Source organism: Mitsuaria sp. RG (assembly GCF_028369275.1).
Lineage (GTDB): Bacteria > Pseudomonadota > Gammaproteobacteria > Pseudomonadales > Pseudomonadaceae > Aquipseudomonas > Aquipseudomonas peradeniyensis.
In genome coordinates this window covers 217004-235127 of sequence record NZ_JAQMYQ010000001.1, presented here as the reverse complement: position 1 = coordinate 235127, position 18124 = coordinate 217004, and the positions used below count along the sequence as shown (strand labels likewise).

Annotated in this window: 21 protein-coding genes; 17 read left to right on the top strand and 4 right to left on the bottom strand. The window is 60.9% G+C overall.

Going from position 1 to position 18124, the window contains the following annotated elements; all coding sequences use genetic code 11:
* Nucleotide 1 precedes the first annotated feature (1 nt).
* From POF53_RS01070 to POF53_RS00990, 17 genes are read left to right on the top strand one after another with little or no spacing between them, the layout of a single operon-like run.
* Nucleotides 2-451 carry a phage protein gene (locus tag POF53_RS01070; protein WP_232853482.1) on the top strand — a complete coding sequence of 150 codons (450 nt, stop codon included), beginning with the start codon at nucleotides 2-4 and terminating at the stop codon, nucleotides 449-451.
* Nucleotides 451-663, top strand: coding sequence for a TraR/DksA C4-type zinc finger protein (locus POF53_RS01065; RefSeq protein ID WP_498965956.1), 213 nt, complete (start codon nucleotides 451-453; stop codon nucleotides 661-663). The genes POF53_RS01070 and POF53_RS01065 overlap by 1 nt, the downstream gene beginning before the upstream one ends.
* Complete coding sequence (locus POF53_RS01060; RefSeq protein ID WP_498965954.1) at nucleotides 660-866, top strand: hypothetical protein; 207 nt, start codon at nucleotides 660-662, stop codon at nucleotides 864-866. The genes POF53_RS01065 and POF53_RS01060 overlap by 4 nt, the downstream gene beginning before the upstream one ends.
* The gene (locus POF53_RS01055; RefSeq protein WP_498965952.1) at nucleotides 863-1393 is read left to right on the top strand and encodes a lysozyme; all 531 of its coding nucleotides are present in this window, start codon (nucleotides 863-865) and stop codon (nucleotides 1391-1393) included. The genes POF53_RS01060 and POF53_RS01055 overlap by 4 nt, the downstream gene beginning before the upstream one ends.
* On the top strand, nucleotides 1381-1863 hold the full coding sequence (locus POF53_RS01050; RefSeq protein ID WP_498965950.1) for a lysis system i-spanin subunit Rz: 483 nt from the start codon (nucleotides 1381-1383) through the stop codon (nucleotides 1861-1863). The genes POF53_RS01055 and POF53_RS01050 overlap by 13 nt, the downstream gene beginning before the upstream one ends.
* Nucleotides 1860-2147, top strand: coding sequence for a putative phage tail assembly chaperone (locus tag POF53_RS01045; RefSeq protein ID WP_498965948.1), 288 nt, complete (start codon nucleotides 1860-1862; stop codon nucleotides 2145-2147). The genes POF53_RS01050 and POF53_RS01045 overlap by 4 nt, the downstream gene beginning before the upstream one ends.
* A 20-nt stretch (nucleotides 2148-2167) precedes the next feature.
* Entirely contained in the window at nucleotides 2168-2314 is a 147-nt protein-coding gene (locus POF53_RS01040; protein ID WP_371349832.1) for a DUF6890 family protein, read from the top strand.
* Between the two features lie 7 nt (nucleotides 2315-2321).
* Nucleotides 2322-4436 carry a phage tail tape measure protein gene (locus POF53_RS01035; RefSeq protein ID WP_498965946.1) on the top strand — a complete coding sequence of 705 codons (2115 nt, stop codon included), beginning with the start codon at nucleotides 2322-2324 and terminating at the stop codon, nucleotides 4434-4436.
* Nucleotides 4436-4753: a DUF2590 family protein gene (locus POF53_RS01030; RefSeq protein ID WP_498965944.1), complete on the top strand. Its 318-nt coding sequence runs from the start codon at nucleotides 4436-4438 to the stop codon at nucleotides 4751-4753. Before POF53_RS01035 ends, POF53_RS01030 begins: the two co-directional genes overlap by 1 nt.
* Nucleotides 4750-5922 carry a baseplate J/gp47 family protein gene (locus POF53_RS01025; RefSeq protein ID WP_498965942.1) on the top strand — a complete coding sequence of 391 codons (1173 nt, stop codon included), beginning with the start codon at nucleotides 4750-4752 and terminating at the stop codon, nucleotides 5920-5922. Before POF53_RS01030 ends, POF53_RS01025 begins: the two co-directional genes overlap by 4 nt.
* Nucleotides 5919-6443, top strand: a complete 525-nt coding sequence (locus POF53_RS01020) for a phage tail protein (RefSeq protein ID WP_498965941.1) — start codon at nucleotides 5919-5921, stop codon at nucleotides 6441-6443. The genes POF53_RS01025 and POF53_RS01020 overlap by 4 nt, the downstream gene beginning before the upstream one ends.
* 9 nt (nucleotides 6444-6452) lie before the next feature.
* The gene (locus POF53_RS01015; RefSeq protein WP_498965939.1) at nucleotides 6453-8432 is read left to right on the top strand and encodes a phage tail-collar fiber domain-containing protein; all 1980 of its coding nucleotides are present in this window, start codon (nucleotides 6453-6455) and stop codon (nucleotides 8430-8432) included.
* 8 nt (nucleotides 8433-8440) lie between these two features.
* Entirely contained in the window at nucleotides 8441-9151 is a 711-nt protein-coding gene (locus POF53_RS01010) for a DUF4376 domain-containing protein (protein ID WP_498965937.1), read from the top strand.
* Entirely contained in the window at nucleotides 9148-10071 is a 924-nt protein-coding gene (locus POF53_RS01005; protein WP_498965935.1) for a hypothetical protein, read from the top strand. Before POF53_RS01010 ends, POF53_RS01005 begins: the two co-directional genes overlap by 4 nt.
* The gene (locus tag POF53_RS01000; protein WP_498965933.1) at nucleotides 10068-10616 is read left to right on the top strand and encodes a baseplate complex protein; all 549 of its coding nucleotides are present in this window, start codon (nucleotides 10068-10070) and stop codon (nucleotides 10614-10616) included. Before POF53_RS01005 ends, POF53_RS01000 begins: the two co-directional genes overlap by 4 nt.
* Complete coding sequence (locus POF53_RS00995; RefSeq protein ID WP_498965931.1) at nucleotides 10613-11317, top strand: hypothetical protein; 705 nt, start codon at nucleotides 10613-10615, stop codon at nucleotides 11315-11317. Before POF53_RS01000 ends, POF53_RS00995 begins: the two co-directional genes overlap by 4 nt.
* A complete protein-coding gene (locus POF53_RS00990) occupies nucleotides 11290-12261 on the top strand; it encodes a hypothetical protein (RefSeq protein WP_498965929.1) in 972 nt (323 codons plus the stop codon). Before POF53_RS00995 ends, POF53_RS00990 begins: the two co-directional genes overlap by 28 nt.
* On the opposite strand, the gene POF53_RS00985 is transcribed toward POF53_RS00990, so the two are convergent.
* The 4 genes from POF53_RS00985 to POF53_RS00970 all read right to left on the bottom strand — a co-directional run bounded on the left by POF53_RS00985 (nucleotide 12248) and on the right by POF53_RS00970 (nucleotide 17722).
* Entirely contained in the window at nucleotides 12248-13048 is an 801-nt protein-coding gene (locus POF53_RS00985) for a hypothetical protein (RefSeq protein ID WP_498965927.1), read from the bottom strand. The two genes, POF53_RS00990 and POF53_RS00985, sit on opposite strands and share 14 nt — an antisense overlap.
* 626 nt (nucleotides 13049-13674) lie before the next feature.
* Nucleotides 13675-15453 (bottom strand): GmrSD restriction endonuclease domain-containing protein, encoded by a 1779-nt coding sequence (locus tag POF53_RS00980; protein WP_498965925.1) that lies wholly within the window; start codon nucleotides 15451-15453, stop codon nucleotides 13675-13677.
* A gap of 512 nt (nucleotides 15454-15965) precedes the next feature.
* Nucleotides 15966-16586: a peptide chain release factor H gene (prfH, locus tag POF53_RS00975; protein ID WP_232855070.1), complete on the bottom strand. Its 621-nt coding sequence runs from the start codon at nucleotides 16584-16586 to the stop codon at nucleotides 15966-15968.
* Nucleotides 16586-17722 carry an RNA ligase RtcB family protein gene (locus POF53_RS00970; protein ID WP_498965923.1) on the bottom strand — a complete coding sequence of 379 codons (1137 nt, stop codon included), beginning with the start codon at nucleotides 17720-17722 and terminating at the stop codon, nucleotides 16586-16588. Before POF53_RS00970 ends, prfH begins: the two co-directional genes overlap by 1 nt.
* Between the last annotated feature and the right edge of the window lie 402 nt (nucleotides 17723-18124).

Below are 18124 nucleotides of genomic sequence, written 5' to 3'. Positions count from 1 at the left end.
CATGGCCAAGATCAGCGGCATGAACTTCGACATCAGCGTGGGCGACCTGAAGATCCACGTTGAAACCGCCACCCTCGACATCACCGACAACAGCGCCGTGGCACAGACCAAGGGCGTGCCGGACGGCTGGGTCGCCGGCGACGTATCCGCCAGCGGCGAGCTGGAGGTGGACACCACCAACTTCAACCTGCTGATCGAGGCCGCCGGCAAGGCCGGCAGCTTCCGTCAGCTGGAGACCTTCGACCAACTGTTCTACGCCAAGACGCCGACCGACGAGATCCGCGTGGAGGCCTTTGGCTGCCGGCTGAAGATCTCCAGCCTGCTGAACATCGATCCCAAGGGCGGCGAGAAGACCAAGCACAAGCTGCCGTTCGATGTCACCAGCCCGGACTTTATCCACATCAACGGCGTGCCGTACCTGTCCGCCGAAGAGATCGAGGGCCTGAGCTGATGGTCTGCCCGTTCGACCGCGCCCAGGCCTTGGAGCAGCGTCAACGTGACCTGGCGATCGCCGCAGCCCGGGGCAAGACCGCGCCGACCGGGCCGAGCCTCACTCACTGCGAAGACTGCGACGGCGAGATCCCCGAGGCGCGCCGCGCCTTGGGCGGCAAGACTCGTTGCGTCCCGTGCCAGTCCACTTTCGAGAAAGGGGTTCAGCGATGAGCGCGAATCAAGCAGCCCAGGACACCGCGATTGCCGTGGCCAAGGCGGCGCCCGCCATCGGCGTGGCTGCCACCGGTGCGACCGGCGCCGTCGATTGGTCGGCGGTCGCCTACATGCTGACCGCGCTGTACATGGTGCTGCAGATCGTTCTGTTGGTCCCCAAATACCGCCAGATGCTCAGCAACTGGAGGGCCAAGGGATGAGCCTGCGCAACAAGATCATCACCGGCGCGATCACTCTGGCCCTGGGCAGCAGCACCCTGATGGCCTTCCTGGGCAAGTGGGAAGGCGAAGGCCAGAACGTGGCCTACGCCGACAAGCTGGCCCGGGGCCTGCCGACCGTGTGCAAGGGCATCACTCGCCATACCAGCCCTTACCCTGTGATTGTCGGTGACTACTGGTCGCCGGAGCGCTGCGCCGAGGTGGAGCAACTGGTGGTCGAAAAGGGCCAGCTGGGCCTGGCCGATTGCCTGACCAACGACAAGATCAACCAGAACACCTTCGACGCGCTGTCCAGCCACGGGCACAACGTCGGGACGCCCTCGACTTGTGCAAGCCGGGCCGTAGGCCTCATCAACGCGGGGCGCATCGCGGAAGGCTGCCGAGCGCTGGCCTGGGGCGCCGATGGGCGTCCCGTGTGGGCCTACGTCACCGACATCAAGGGGCGCAAGGTCTTCGTACCAGGGCTGCATGCTCGACGCCTTGAAGAGGCAGCACTGTGCGCGGCCTGATCCCGCTGCTGGCCCTTGTCCTGGTCGTCGGCGCGGCCTGGTTCGCCTTCGATCTGGTCCTGCAGCAGCGCGACAACGCCCGATCGGAGCGCGACCTGGCCCAGGGCGAGGCCAAGGGCCTGCGCGAGGCCGCCCGCATCACCGGCGAGCGCCTGGCCATCGCCGCCGCACTCGACAACAAACACACCCAGGAACTGAGCCATGCACAGCAACGCAACCAGGATCTGCAGCGCGCTGTTGATCGCGGCGATCAGCGGCTGCTCGTCAACGCCACCTGCCCCGCAGTGCCCGCCGATCCCGACGGCGCCGGCGTGGCTGATGCAGCCACCGCCGAACTCACAGCAGACGCTCGATCGGCTTATTTCACCCTCCGGGATCAGCTCGCCCTTAGTCGGCAAATGATCCTGGGCCTGCAGGAACGCGAACGCACTTTGTGCGCCACAACCCCCAACGGAGTAGCAGCACCATGACCCAACGCACCGAGATCACCCTGGAAGTCGGCGACCTGTCCCTGGACTTCGCCATCGATCCGGCGCTGATGACCAAGTACATCAACGCACTGACCCCGTCCAACAAGGTCGCCCCGGCCAACAACCTGCTGGTCAACGCCGTGAAGCCTGAACACAAAGAGCAGCTGAAGCCGCTGCTGGCCAACCCGATGACCGTCCTGCAGCTGGCCGGCGCCCTGGTCGAGGAGTACGCCCCGACCGTTGAGGTCACCGTAAAAAAGCGCTCGGCCACGCTGAGCGACTGACCGAGGACGGCCTGGGCCAGTTGCTGGCCCTGGCTGATCGCTGGCTGCCCGGTGCCGCTCCCACGCCCGAGAACCTGGGCACAGCCAAGTGGCTGGAGGACGAGCACTGGCGGCGCATGGAAATCGCCATAGCCAACGGCATCGCCCGAGCATTCAACGGAAGCTGACCATCCCATGAGCGCGAACAACGCATCCAGCCGCCTGGAGTTCATCCTGGCCCTGACCGACAAGGTCACCGCGCCGCTGGGCAAGGTGACTCAGGGCTTCAACGACCTGGCGGAAAAAAGCGAAGCCAACATCAAGCAGATCGGTACCGGCGTGGCGGGCCTGTGGGGCTCGCTGACCGGCATCGAGGCGTCGCTGGAGCCCGCCCTGGAAGTGAATCGCGCCCTGGGCGATGTACGCTCCCTGGGCGTGGCCGAGGATGCCCTGGACGCGCTCAACACCAAGGCCCTGGACTTTTCCGTGGCCTACGGCGAGAACGCCCGCGACTTCGTCGCCTCGGCGTACAAGATCGAAGGCGCGATCAAGGGCCTGGCCGGCTCCCAACTGGCCACCTTCACCAACACCAGCAGCGTGCTGGCCAAGGCCACCAAGTCCGACCAGGACGTGATGAGTGAGTACGTCGGCACGCTGTACAACCTGCAGAAGCAGCAGGCCGACGCCATGGGCAAGAGCCAGTGGGTCGAGAAGCTGGGCGGCCAGACCGCTCTGGCGGTCCAGCTGTTCCGCACCAGCGGCGAGCAGATGAAGGACGGTTTCAAGGAGGCCGGCGCGATTGCCACCGCCGCCGGCATCGACCTGGCCGAGCAGATGGCCGTGATTGGCAGCCTGTCCAGCACCATGGAAGGCGGCGACGCCGGCGGACGCTACAAGGCGTTCTTCGAGAACATCGAGAACGCCTCGGACAAGCTCGGGATGAAGTTCACCGACACCAACGGCAAGGTGCTGCCGATGCTCGACATCCTGGCCAAGCTGCAGGGCAAGTTTGGGGATCTTCGCGGCGCCGCGGCTAACGCCAAGCTGATTGAGGCCTTCGGCGGCGAAGGCGCCCAGGTGATCGGTGCCCTGGCTCAGGACACCGACCGGCTGAAGAACGGCATGGACCAGTTGGCAAAGGTTCGCGGGTTGGAGCAAGCCGAGAAGATGGCCCAGGACATGGTCGATCCCTGGCAACAACTGGGTGCGGCGGTCAATGCCCTGCGCATCTCGTTCGGCCAGGTGCTGATTCCGATGCTGCAGCCGCTGATGAACCGCCTGGTGGACATCGGCAAGACCCTGACCCGCTGGACCAAGCTGTTCCCCAACATCACCCGGGTGCTCGGGATCGCGACCCTGTCCGTACTGGGTATCACCGCCGCGCTGAGTACCCTGACTATCGTGGTCGGCATCAGCAAGATGACCTGGACCGGCCTGGTAGCGGTCTGGAAGGTCCTCACCTGGACCGGTTGGAAGAGCATCGCCATGTTTTTCAAACACACCTTCGTGCTGACGGTCTTCATGGTGCGCTTGATCGCCATGTTCGCCTGGATGGGGATCGTGAAGGTCGCCATGCTCGCCTGGCAGGGCGCGATCTGGCTGGTGAATGCCGCGCTGATGGCCAACCCGGTCGGCCTGGTCATCGCCGGCATCGTCGCCCTGGTCGCGGCCGTCGTACTGGTGGCCGCGTATTGGGACGAGCTGACAGCCGCGCTCCTGGACAGCGCGGCCTTCAAATGGGTCAGTGAGCAGTTGCAGCAGCTCAGCGCCTGGTTTGACTCCATGGGCGGCTGGGCCGGAATGGCCAGCGCGGCCTGGGACGGCATCGTTGCGATCTTTCGCGACGCGATCAACGGGGTGATCGAGCTGCTGAACAAGATCCCAGGGGTGAACATCGAGACCCGTTTCGGTGATCTGCCGGCGGTGCCGGACGTGCCGCAGGTGCCTGGCCAGGTGCTGCCGGTAGGCATCACCCCGGTGACCAGCTCGCTATCGCTACCCGACTCCAAGGCCCTACAGCAAGTGCAGCAACCGCGCCCGCTGATGATGCCGATGCCTGCAGCCATCTCGCCGGCGACCACAGCGCCGATCGCGCAGGCCGAACAGTCTCGCCAGCGCTTGGCCCAGGCCGCGCCTAGCCTCTCGCCAGACCGCCCCGCCAGCGTTCCCCAGGGCGGCCTGATGACCCGTATCCAGAACACCACCCAGGCCCAGGACCGACGCATGCACGTGGACAAGGTGGAGATCCACACCGGCAAGGCCATGAACCCGCTGGAGCTGGAACAGATGATGGAAATGGCGGTGGGCTGATGAGCGATTACATCGACCTGTTGATTGAACACAACGACCTGGTGCTGGACCCATCCCGTCAGCCGCTGCTGATCGAGGACAGGGCCAGCATCGCCCAGGACATCGCCCACATGATCCGCGACAGCGGGCTGCTGGTGACGCTGGTGGCTGAGCGCAGCCGTCAGCGGCAAGCCGACTGCATCCTGCAGCTGGAGCTGCTGGTGGAGAACGACGAACGCCTGGTGCCCGGTACCGCGCAGATCCTGCAGGACAGCTCGGGCGTGTACCTGGTGACGGCGCGAACCCTGAAATTCGGTGACATCGAGGTGTACCTGTGAGCGACATAGATTTCCGCCAGGCGCTGGCCGACGCGGGCATTCCCACGACCCAAGCGGGCCTGCACAAGGCTTGGGAGGCCGAGGTGGCAGCCCAGGGCAGCAAGCTGAGCAACACCAGCGCCTACTCGCCATTCTGGCGTGTGGTGACTGCCCTGGTGACCAAACCGGTGCTGTGGCTGATTGGCTTCGTCAGCGACACCGTACTGCCCAACTTCTTCGTGAAGACTGCCGGCGGCGTCTGGCTGGAAAGCCTGGCTTGGGCCGTGAACGTCGAGCGCAAGGGCGCTACCAAGACCCAGGGCGTGTTGCTGTTCACCCGTGAGAACACCGCCGGCGAGCTCCTGATGCGCGCCGGTGCCGTGGTGCAGTCGCCAGCGATCAACGGCCACGTCTACCAGCTGGTGACGATCGAGGACGCAGTGTTCCCCGATGGGCTGTTGCAGCTATCCGTAAAGGTCCAGGCCCAGGCGGTGGGCAGCGGCTACAACCTGGCGCCCGGTTACTACGCCGTTTTGCCCGAGCCAATCCCGGGCATTGCCCAGGTGGTGAACGCCGATGGCTGGATGACGGCCCCCGGTGCCGACGCGGAGCCGGACGACCAACTTCGCCTGCGCGTGCGCAACCAGTTCAGCGCGGTCAACCAGTGGCACACCGATGCCGTCTACCGGGCCATGATCGCCGCCTTCCCTGGTGTGCGCCCTGATGGCGTGTACTTCGAGCACGGCGCCCCGCGAGGCCCGGGCAGTGCCAATGCCTATGTGCTGTTCGAGGCCGACGTGCCGGCGGAGTCATTCCTGGGCGAGATCAACGCCCACGTGCGCGATGGCGGCAACCACGGTCATGGCGATGACCTCCTGGTGCTGGTCATGCCCGTGACCCAGCACGCTGTTAGCCTGTCGGTCTGGCCCCGGGTCAACCTCACCGCCGCGCGCCTGGAGGCCCTGCAGGATGGCATTACCCAGTTCATCCGGGCTGCGTTCCGCGAAAGCACCACCAGCGACTATCAGCCGACGTTGACCTACCCGCAGTCGCGGTTCTCGTTCAGTCGCCTGGCCGAGGAGCTGCACCAGGCCTTTCCCGATATCGAGTCGCTGCACTTCGACAACGAAGACATCCTGTCGGAGCTGAGCATTCCCCGGATCAGCAGCCTGCAGGTGACATTGCCATGACCCCGCTGAAGCTGCCGTTCTGGCTCGGTGGTCCGGAGCTGGAAAAGCTCAAGGACGCCGCACAGGCCTGGTGGATGAGGGTTACCGATTGGATGCGCTGGCCGCTCCAGCAGCTGGACGCCGAAACCTGCCACCAGACGATCCTCGACCTGCTGGCCTGGCAGCGCGACATCACACGTTTCAAGGGCGAACCGGAAACCCTGTACCGCCTGCGCGTGAAGCACGCCTTCATCAACGCCGTTGACGCGGGCAGCATCGCCGGGCTGAAACGCATCCTGGTGCGCCTGGGCGTAGGCAAAGCCGAGATCAGCGAGCGTGCGGACGATCGCGACTGGGATGTTGTCCTCCTGCAGCTTTCCGACGCCCAACTGGCCCTCAACCCCCAGCTACTGCGCGTGCTGATCCAACAATACGGGCGCACCTGCCGACGTTACGACTTCATCACCCCCACCCCTGTTTCGCTGCATGTGATCGCGGCGGACTTCAACGACGACCAGCAGACGCTGGTCGCCCGCCTGTAGGAGCCGAATGTGGCCATAATCACCCTCGCCGGCGAAAGCCTCATTGCCCAGAAACAGGCCGGTCGCGAGCTGCTGGACGTTGTACGGTTTATCTATGCCAACGTGCCCGGCCTCGATCCCCAGGCCGAGATCGACCGCGCCGCACTCAAACCGCCCGCCGACCAGATCGTCTACACCCACGAGATCCCGGCCACCAGTGCCGGCTACGTGAACCCCAACCAGGTGGTGTACAGCTCGATGCTCAACAGCAGCATCGGGGACTTCGACTGGAACTGGCTGGGCCTGGAAACCGCCGAGGGCGTGCTGTTCGCGGTGGCCTATGTGCCGCTGCAGCAGAAGCGCCGCTACATCCCGCCGCATCAGATCGGCAACAACACCACGCGCAACATCCTGGTCGAGTACAGCGGGGCCAAGGAGCTGACCGGCATCATGATCGATGCGAGCACCTGGCAGCACGACTTCACCGTGCGCCTGGCCGGCATCGATGAGCGCGAACGGCAGAGCAACCGCGACATCTTCGGGCGAGCGTGCTTCATCGGGGAGGCCTTTGCCTTCACCCAGGTCGGCGCGCAGCTGGGTGTAAAGCCAGGCCTGGCATACATCGAAGGGATCCGCGTGAATGCCGAGGACATCGTCTCGGTGAACGCAGGGGCCTTGCCTTCGAAGCTGTGGCTGGATGTCTGCCTGCAGGGCCAGCTGAATGACCGTGTTGCCTCGTTCTCGGTGTTCCAGGATCCCGCTGACCGGGCCGACTATGTCGATTCGACTGGCGAGCAGCACTACGTCGTGCTGCTTCATGACGTACCCACCCTCGACACAGTGGTGGACATGCGCACGGTAGTGCCTGCCGAGGGACCACTGGTCCACCACTTCGCCACCGTCAAGGCGGTGAACGCGGTTCGGGACAAAGTGGTGGAGCTCGTGGACGGCACGACGCCTGCCGGCAAGGCCAAGGCCCTGGCGACGGCGAGAACCTTCGCTTTTGAGGGCGCAGCCACTGGGCAGGTCAGCTTCAACGGTACGCAGGACGTCTCTGTCGACCTGACCCTGACGGGGTTTGACTGGTCGAAGGTCATCAGTGGCAAGCCTACGACCCTGGCAGGCTACGGCATCACCGACGCCATCAAGCGTGGTTCCGTGGGGCTCGCTGGTACCCTGGCGCCGATTGGGCACGTGGACACGCTGGGCCTCGATGGGGGGTTCTATTCCTGGGTATCAGGAGACACAAGCCTCGTTAACTACTGCAGCGTGATCAACGTACCGTATGCAAGTGGCAAACACTTCGCTCAGCTGGCCTTGGCACAGGGTGGCCCCATTGCTCGGCTTTATGCCCGATCCACCCACGACGAAGGCGGGTGGACGCCTACTGTCGAGCTTTACCACACCGGTAATCTGAAGCCTGAGAGCATCGTGCCGGCGGGAACACTGATTCAGACATTCGCCCGTACTGCCCCTGTCGGCACCCTTCGCTGTAACGGGGCTGCAGTCAGCCGCACCACGTTTGCCGCTTTGTTCGCAGCGATCGGTACCTACTACGGGGCCGGAGACGGGGTTACCACCTTCAACCTACCAGACACCCGTGGCCTGTTTATCCGCGACGTCGATGAGTCGCGAGGCTTTGACCTTGGACGCACACCGGGCACGCTGCAGCTGAGCCAGAACCTATCCCACTCACACAGCACCTCGACCAGTGTTGCCGGCAGTCACATCCATGCCGGCAGTAACACTTCGGTCGCCGGTAGTCACACCCACGCATTCCACTACCTGAATACGCCGACCACCCAGGATATCCCGGGGACAGGATCAGCCATGCACTACGCCGGTGTGGACCTGGTCGCGAACAACCGTATCCAGGCCGCCGGGGACCACAGCCATACCCTGAACATCGCCAGCGATGGCGCGCATGCGCACACCGTCACTGTTGACCCTTCCGGCGGCGCCGAGGCGCGTCCCGTGAACATGGCCCTGTACTACTTCATCAAATACTGAGGTGCTCGATGACAAAGACGAAAACGGTCTACCAGACATCTGCCCTGGGCTTGTTCATCGGCATCGCCGAGGCCGACGAGTCCCCCCTGGAGCCAGGCGTGTTCCTCATCCCGGGAGGGTGTGTGGAGACACCTCCCCCAGAAGTTCCTGAGAACAAGGCGGCGCACTGGAATGGCAAAGCCTGGCAGCTGGTGGACTATTACCAGGGACTGGTGGTGTACAGCATCACCAACGGTGAACCTCTGACAATCAATGGAATGGGCCCTATCCCCGCAGGCTATACCATGGCCAAACCCGCGCCGGATCAGGTGTGGAAAAACGGCGCCTGGGTGGACGACACAGCGGCGATCCTGGCAAAGCTGTATCCGGCGAAACTGAGCGAGATCAGCACCGCCTGTGCGCAGTACATCGAAGGCGGCTTCGACTCAGCGGCATTGGGCGAAGCGCACCGCTACAGCAGTGCCCTGGAGGACCAGGTGAACCTCACCGGCTTGATGTTCAGCGGTCTGGACAGCGCTTACCCGTGCACGGACGTGGACGGCATCCGGCAGTTCCTACCCCATACCCGCGACCAACTGCTGCAGGTGAACAAAGACCTGGTCGTCTTCAAGCAGGCTGCGCTGCAGCACGCCGACCAACTTCGGCGTGAAGCCGCGAAGGCGCTCCAGGACAAAAAGATCAAAGCGCTGCGGGCTGTAAAATGGACGGTGCCGGCATGACCTGGTCACCTGTGGCGATGCGCTGGCCCCGCGAGGCAACGCAATGGATGGGTCAGCTGGACGCGGCAAAGGCGCTGGCCGGTAGCGAGCTGGCCGACACCGGCGGCCGCCTCGCCAGCCTGCAGGAGATGGCCACCACCAACCCGGGACCAGTTGGATCGGCGGCCCAGGGCGCGATCGAGGCCGGACGGCAGGCCTTGGCTGAACAACTGGGCGAGGCGCCGGCCTGCCTGACAGTGACCCCGTTCCAGACGGGTATCGGCCAGGGCCGAGGCTATCAGCGCTTCCTGTCCGCGCCGAACCTGCTCCAGCAGCTGGCCGGCAAGCTCACGGACGCCACGGACACGGGTCGGCCACAAGGTAGTCAGTACGCCTTGTGTCTGCTGTTCCTGGCGACCCGCTTTGACCAGCTCGCCGCCAGCCTGGCCCGTTTCAACGCGCTGATGCCAGTCCCTGACCTGGTGCGGGCACAGCGACGCGCTGAGCACCTGGCAAAGCTAGAAACCGAGAAGTGGCAGATTCCACAGGCCGGCGCGCTGCCACGCTGGCAGACGCTCCCCCTTGAGCGCTGCACGGTGGTCAAAGCCGCCCAGCAGTCCATGGCCGGCCAGATCGCGGTGCTGGAAGGCTACGCCGCCGACACGTCACCCATGGCCGAACTGGCGGGCCTCGCCGGGCGTAAGGCGGCCCAGCAGCGTGAGCGCGACCAAAAGCTGGCAGATCTGCGCAATCAGCTGCAGGACGGCCAGGCAGACACCTCAATCCGTGCCCGCCTGCTTGGCCCAGGTACCAGCGCCGAGCTGCGCCGGAGACTGCTGGAAGGTGATGCGCCGGGGCATGAATGGGTGATGAGCGCCGGCGCGCTCCTGGTCGGCACTGAGAAGGGCCTGAGCTTTGTGCGCGAGATGGTGGGCCTATGACACTGCTACTCCTGGACGGCGAGGCGGTCGACGGCAAAAGCCTGAAGGTCACCGGTAACCTGCGGATCGAGGCCGAGGACATGTCGGGGCAGACCAGCAACACAGAGACCGCGCACAAGGGTTTCAAGCCCAAGACGCTCACGGTCACCCTGACGATCCCCTATGTGAACAGCGCCTGGCTGCGCGCCCTGATGCGCCTGGCCGAGGCCACGGAGGGCGGTGGTCAGCTCAAGACCTACCGCGTGGTGAACAGCACGGCGGAAGCCTTCGGCATGCGCCAGGTGCAGTTCGCCGAGGGCGTGAGTGCCCGCGAGGACGACACCCTGGCCTGCTGGCGGGTCCAGTTCGGCCTGACCGAGAAGAAGTCCAACCCCGAGAAGGTCGAGACGCGCCGGGCGAAGAACGGCGTTACGGCGCAGTCGGGTACCGGCTCGGCAGTCGGTGGGGCCAGTGCCGGCACAGACGAGGCTGGAGGCCAGGCGGGACTGAGCGGCTTCGAAAACACGTTGAAAAAGGTGGATGACTGGCTGGGAAGCGGCGCATGAAGCTGCACCAGGTACTTACTGTGGGTGGGGTCGGCTACGACTTGGTGAAGTCGGACGTGCGCCTTGAGCTGCGCAACCCGGGCCGGGCGACCTTCACCGTGCTGGCCGGCGCGCCACTCAAGGGCCTGGTCACATTCGACCTGGGCTACAACGACAAGCCGCTACAGCGGCACTTCATCGGCTACGTCGAGCGCAGCACTGCGGCGAACGCGAAGCAGCAGGTACTGTTCTGCCGCGAGCTGGCGGCCATTTTGGCAAAGCCGCTGCCCATGAACCTGCGCCATGTGGACCTGCGTGGCGTGCTCGAGCATGTGAGCCAGCACACCGGCCTGCGCTTCCGGGTGCCCGATCAACCCTACGCCACAACCCGGGCGCCTTTCTTCTACAGCCTCGCCGCCGGCTTCCAAGCGATGGAAAGCCTGGCCCAGGTGTTCAACATCCCCGACTTCATCTGGCAGCAGCAGGGTGATGGCGAGGTGTTCGTAGGCTGCTGGGCCGATAGCTACTTCGGCGTGCGCCCGGCGCTGCAGCTGCCGGTCGAGCTGTTCGACCACTACCAGGGCAACCAGAGCGCCACGATTGCAGCCCTGCCCGGGCTGCGTCCTGGTGCAACGATCAACCAGGGCGAGCGGGTGACCCATGTCGCGCTCGCCGGCAATCAGATGGGTATCCGATGGAAGACGCAATCCGCCGCGCAGTAGAGCGCCAGTTCCCTGAAATCACCGGGGGCTATCACCTGCCTCGATTTGGTCGTGTGGTCGCGGTACCGGATGCGCCAGCGGCGCCTGGGCTGTGCGACGACTTCCGCCCGCGCTTCGGCGTCGACGTCCAGGTGCTGCTGCCGGACGGCGAGCCCGACCCAGCGCTGCCGGTGTTCACCAGCCTGCCGCTGCCGGCGCCGATGGGCGGCCAGGAGGCCGGCATGTTCGGCTTTCCCGAGGAAGGCACGACCGTGGTCGTGTCGTTCGCCTATGGCCTGCCGCACAAGCCGTTTATCCAGCAGATCCTGCCGCATGGGTTGAGCCTGCCCCGGGTACCGAAAGGGGACCAGGTCTGGCAGCACAGCGAGGCCTGCCAGCAACGTGTGGACGCGGACGGCAACTGGCTGCGCCAGACGGATGGAAAGATCCAGGACAAGGCGATCGAGCGCGAAGTGGAATCGCTGGCCAACCGCGAGCAGTTCCAGAGCCACACCAGGAACGTGGACGACCATTCGACCGAGACGGTGGGCGGGGTGAAGAAGATCGAGGCCCTGGGCGCGCTCAAGCTACTGTCGGGCGGTTCGGCCAGCCTGGCCGCTGTCGATGACCTGCACCAGGCCACCGGGCGCGACCTGAACCTGGTGGTTGGGCAGAAACTTAACGCGGCGATCGGCGGTGACCTGCAGGAGCGCATCGAGGGCATGCGCAAGAGCATCACGACGGGTAGCCAGCGTCTGCAGGCGCCGAAGACCTGGCTGGGGTCGGAAGGAGTGAACGTGCTGCAGGTGTTGTGCGATCTACTTGACCTAGTCGAGCAGATGAACTTGCAGCTAGCAGCGCATGTTCACGCTGCCAGCCCCGTACCAAACAATGCTGCGTCTTTTAGTGCCGCAGCGGCCACCAGTAGCGCTTTGAGTAAAAGCCTAGCCCTTATAACGCTTTGATATCAGTAGGGTCGACATCCAATATCACACTATTAACTAGAGGGTGATATCGATTCTCTTTGTCCTCAATAAAGAATTGAAACCTGAACTCGCACTCATGCGCAAAAGACTCTGGCTTGATAAATGCCATTGTCTCCATGGCGCGCATGAAGCTATCAAACTTAAGTCCTTCCCCTGAGCGAATATGTACTTCGCGCGGGCAATATTTAACCATTTGCGCAATCACCTGAACTTCGAGCTCGTCAGGTTTCGCATCTTTGCTTATCAAAGGCGTATCCGTCTTTAGCGACTCTCTGACCTTTTTCAAAAGTGCGTTCCCCAGTGCGCAACCTAAATAGTCGATGTCGGTATATTTCACGTACCAACAGTCGTCATACTCAGGGAACAACCCCCTAGCATCCTTCATCATCCTAACTTTAGACATACAGAAAATAAAGCTGTTGTGTACCTGTCTACTCACCACTAATGAACAGTCACGCAACAGGATCGATTCATCGGTGCGCCCTATGTCATCCCAGTTCTCTACATATACTGAAAAGGCACCAGGGTAATAGTTGGGCAGCTCAATCGAATCATCTATAATGCCGAGACCTTGAAGTAATAGCGCCAGCTCTCTTTTGTTGACAGCAACCACTCCGTCAAACTTAAGATTAAACTCCAAGGTTCCCTCTTTTCGATCTTGAATCTGCTGTATTTCCGTATTTCTATATTCATGCAGCGAGCCGAGCCTAACTGTTCCACGGGACTTCACATTGTCTTTTGTGTGGCAGCTTTTCGCGAGCAGCATTTAGTTACCCCTGCGCAAGATGGAAAACGCTAAACGAGAAATATACTTTTAGATAGTTAGAGCTCTTAGACTATCTGCCACTACCATGACTGAGCATAGGCACATTCGTCAATAACCTCGAATTCGCTCGATAGATATTTCTGCATTGTCATTTCGGACAGTCGTACGTCACGGAGCGAATCCTTGTCGTTCCGCAGGGAGCCCCCCTTGGTACTTGTTAGTTCGTCTTATGATGGCCTTCAGCATTCCGTCACGAGCGGGCGAGCCGCAGGACCGGACGGCATGAAAATCCAGTTCAAGGAGAAAACCAAGGAGGAAAATCACTTATTCCCCTCACGGCAGGTAGCCAACGCCTACAGGCACCGAAAACTTGGCTCGGCTCAGATGCCGTGAATGTACTTCAGGTACTGTGTGAACTGCTCAATTTAGTTCGGGACATCAATATCCAACTGGCCGGACATGTACATGGTCCTACACCCCCTCCAAACAATGCCAGCATGTTCAACCAAGGAGCGGATTCGGCATTCGGCATGGGTATTTCGCTTAGGAAAATAACTATGTGAGGCGTAGTATTTGTGGTAGCGGGTAAGACAACAAGTCTTACCCTAACCTACCTACTCTAAACGCTACCTCCGAAAGATTTCGTTTACCGCTATAAGCTTTTTACCTTTAGCCTCAACGGTTGAAGAGTTCTCTCTTACAAAGGCTTGATCCCCGACAAAAGAAACTGAGTTCTGAGCAGGAACTCTAATGCGTAAAACTGACAACCCTCGATACTCAACAAAGTCTGTTTGCGACAAAATTTGAGATCTGAGAGGCTCACACAGTTCGGACTTCCTAATGTATTCAAGAAATTTATCCAAATACTGTTCGGCACCAATTTTCATTACCGCCATTTCTCGATCCAAACCGACCACATATCGAGAACCAACAGTTACAGCCTGAACTTTATCGAGTTCTGCGATCCTTTCAGCGTGAACTTTTCTATCCGCAACACCTACAAACACATATCCATCTGCATCCGGCCCGACGTTTGCGATGCCGCAAATGGTCTCAATAATTTTACTCGGAAGCGAAGCATCTACATCTCGACTGCCGTCTAATTTCAAAAAACCTTGTTTGCATTCGTAACGCGAAGTTTCTATCCGGGAGCGCCTGAGAGAGTTTTCCATATCCAACGCAAGGCCAGCACCATGCCTAAGCATGGGCGGATCCTTTCTAACGAAGTACCTTTGAATTAGACCCACTGTTTTATCTACGTTTTTCACACGATCATGAGTGGTTGCATAGTTCGCACTGCGGACAAGATCTGCCTGAAGACCAACAATTGCCTTCATAATACCAGCGTAATCTTCTGGAGTCTTTTCATGCACGACAACGAGGTTATGGAGCGCCATAAACACGGCATAAAATGACCGCTTTATTGGGTTTCCTGAAGATGGATTAACAACCGCACGCAAAGTATTTGGGACTGTACTATAGCCAGCAATAATCTGATTCAAGACAGACATCGTGACTTTAACTTCTTCTTTTAAACGATCGGCCCCATAGCTATAAAACGCACGCCGAACTTTCTCGTACTCCGCTTCCGACTCGTCGTAAATTTTATCAAACAATTCTTTGCTCCGTGCTATAGGCTCACCGAGCACGATTGAAGCACAGACATCTAAGATCATCTCTTCATCTTGACTATCTCGCAATTGCTGGCTGGTCAAGACACCTTGCCTACACCAAAAAACCTCATCAGTTTTAAGTGAATAACCCATACTGGAACGGGATGAATCAATACTGATTTCTGGCATACCAGAGAGAGCTAAGATTTCTTTAGATGCGTCACCCCTGATTTCAGACGCCAAAGCCCTTACAACCATAGAAAAGTCGTCAACCCTTCCTGCCTGCCGCTTTTCTTGAGCGCTAAGCTGACGACCTCCAGAGTTGATCCGCCCAAACACCTCAGTAACTTGGTCTTCGCTTTCAATAGGGAAAATGGTTACTGCCAACTGATAATCGACTATGTTGGCACAAACACTTGGCGGAAGCATATTATCATCTTCCCCCTGAACTATATCAAAGACACCCGCCTCAGCAGCTTGCTTTGCACGCGCAAACTCTTTTACGTCAAAGAACTTACCATTCCAGTCAAAATTGTTTTCGATGAATGAAAATATCGCATTAAGCCGCTGCATACCATCCATGATTTCATAGTAGGTATCACTTCCTCGCGACGCATCGGCTAGCATTATCAACGGAATAGGATAGTCCGAGATAAGACTGTCAATTAACTTCTGCTTTTCCGCAAGCGTCCAAACAAGCTTCCTTTGGTACTTACGATTAACTATTAATCTATCTTCCCTGTACAGGCGATATGCCTCTGTAACGCTCATGCCACGAGGTGTGATGCTCATCGATCCATTTCCCTTGAACAATTGACTGACACCATAGTGCCACCACCGAGACTTCTCAACTACCAACCTCGAGATTTTGGTCTCCGAAAAAATTTCGCTGAATGAAATCACTTATCCCCCTCCCGCCGACGCGCTTTGCCTCGTAGAAAAGTGAAAAGGACCAGGTGGGTGCAGCGGAGGGCTACAGCAGGCACGGCGGAGGCCGCCGGGGAGGAAGGGGCATTGCACGCCGTGCAAAGATTTGAACAGGTGTGCAATCAGGTACAGCTAGGAGCGTCCACATTACGTCCACACCGCCAACAGAAACCCGACCCGCATGTACGTACATATTCAATAAAATCAGCACATTGCGGGGTTTTCTCAACGACAACAGGCCTTTTTGTCGGGCTCATAATCCTTTGGTCCACGGTTCGAGTCCGTGTGGGCCCACCAAACAGAAAGCCGCGCGATGCGCGGCTTTTGCGTTTTTGGCGGGACCACCTCAGATACAGTCCTATGGTCTCGCACACAATCTACTCGTCAGCCGGCTCGAAGCGCTCGCCACGAAACACCCGACGGGGATTGCCACGCTCGATGCGGTGATGGAACAACCGCCGCTCCGCGCGCAGTTCGCTGTCGACCTGCTCTGCCTGCTGCGCCAGGCGTTGACCGATGAGCAGCAGCGCCAAGCGTTTGTTGGCGTGCTGGCTACGCTCGCTCTGTACCTTGACGCTGACGCCGCTGGCCAGGTGCGTGGCGCGCACTGCCGAGTCGGTGGTGTTGACATGCTGGCCACCCGGCCCGGACGAACGCAAGGTCTCGAAGTGGATCTCGCTCGCCAGTTCCGGTGCCGGTGGCGCAAACCGTGCGCCCCCAAAGAACCAGTTCTTGCGCGCATGCCCCGGCCGGTACGGACTGCTGCACGTCCATTGCAGCGAGCCCGTCCAGTGATCCGCCAGGCGCTCGGCCTGCTCACCATCCAGTGCCAGCAACACCGAGCGCAAGGTACCGCGCCGCGGCCCCGATTCTTCTTCGAGTATCCGAACCGCCACGGCCTGGGCATCCGCTTCGGCCTGCAGCCTGAGCAATGCCTTGGCCACTGCCAGGGCACATTCTTCCGGCCCCTGAGCCGCCGAGAGTTGCAGCAGGATCATCAGCAGCACCCTCCGCGCGTCTTGTAGGTGAGCACCGGTTTCAGTCGTGCCAGCACGCGAACCAACCCCGCTTCACGCAAGGCATCCACCACCGAGTCGATAGCCTTGTAGGCCTCCGGCGCTTCCTCGTAGATCAGCGCCCGGTCGGCGCAGATCACGCGGCTGCCTAGTGCCGTACGACTCAGTTGCTCGACGCTGTAGCGCGAGGCGAGGCGGTCCTTGCACTCGCTGCGCATCCATTTGCGTCCGGCGCCATGGGCCAGGGACAACAGGCTGCGCTCGTCGGCGATCGGCTGTACCAAGTAGCTGTAGTCGCCGCGCGAACCAGGGATCACCACCGCCCCCTGATCCGACGGTGTGGCGCCTTTGCGATGCAGCCAACCATCGAGCCCGTCGACCTGCGCTGGCGACACCAGGTTGTGGTTGATGTCGAGCAGTACATCGCCATCGGCACGCAAGCGGTCGAGCATGCGCCGGGCAATCAACTGACGGTTGGCTTCGGCAAAACGCAGCGCGCCGTCGTGCCGGCCCAGGTAATGAGTGCTGGCCTCGCTGCCCGCCTCCAGTCCGTGATGACCGAACAGGTCGACCTGCTCACGCAAGATCGCCTCGCCCAAACCACGCGAGCCGCTGTGCACCAGCAACAGCAGGTGTTTGCGCTCGATGCTCAAGGCTGCCAGGGCCGTATCGTCGTAGCTTTCATCGAGTTGCTGCAGCTCGGCGAAGTGGTTACCACCACCAATGGTGCCTAGAGAACGCTCGTGCCCCGTGGCAGGCAAACCGAAGCTGGCGACGGCCTCCTGCCACGTCTCGTCGAGCGGCAGGTCGAGGTTGCCAAGGCGTTTCTCCAGCTTGTCCAGATGCAGCTTGGCGGTCGGGATGTCCGTGCGCCACAGCGCCATGCCACAGCCGATGTCATTGCCGACCAGCGCCGGGTACAAACGCCCCACGGAAAAGAATGCCGCGCCGACCGGATAGCCACGCCCCGGATGCAGGTCCGGCATGCCGGCCACCCGATGCATGCCCCCTAGGCGAGCGGTGGTTTCGAGTTGTTGGATCGCTTTTCCTTCGATCCAGGTGTCGTCCGCGGCGACCAATACGGCGCCGTCGGACAAATTGCGAATGCAAGTGCCCATAGTCCAATCCTGATGGGTTGAAACAAAAAGATGTTCGGATTGGCAGGCCAGAGGCCGGGCGTTGCGGTACCGCTAACGAGTAGCGGCGAATGCGTTCAAGCCAGGCGCGACCTGCAAAGGGTGATCAACTGTTGCATGATGTACCTCCTTTGCTGTCGGGTGAGAGAAGGCGGGGATCTTAGGTATGTAATTGCCACCTTGCAACAACCTTGATCACATTTTCACCAGGAGAACAACGTCATGGCCGAAAAACCTGGCCGCTCCGCGGTACAAAAAACAATACACGGGCGGTACAGTGCCCAGCTTCCCCTGGATTTGTAGCTCGGGTCGCGCTGACCAGCGGCAAAGTGCCTTTAGCACACCCGTTCTATTTCGCCATTACTGCCGCGTTTCTAGAATCCC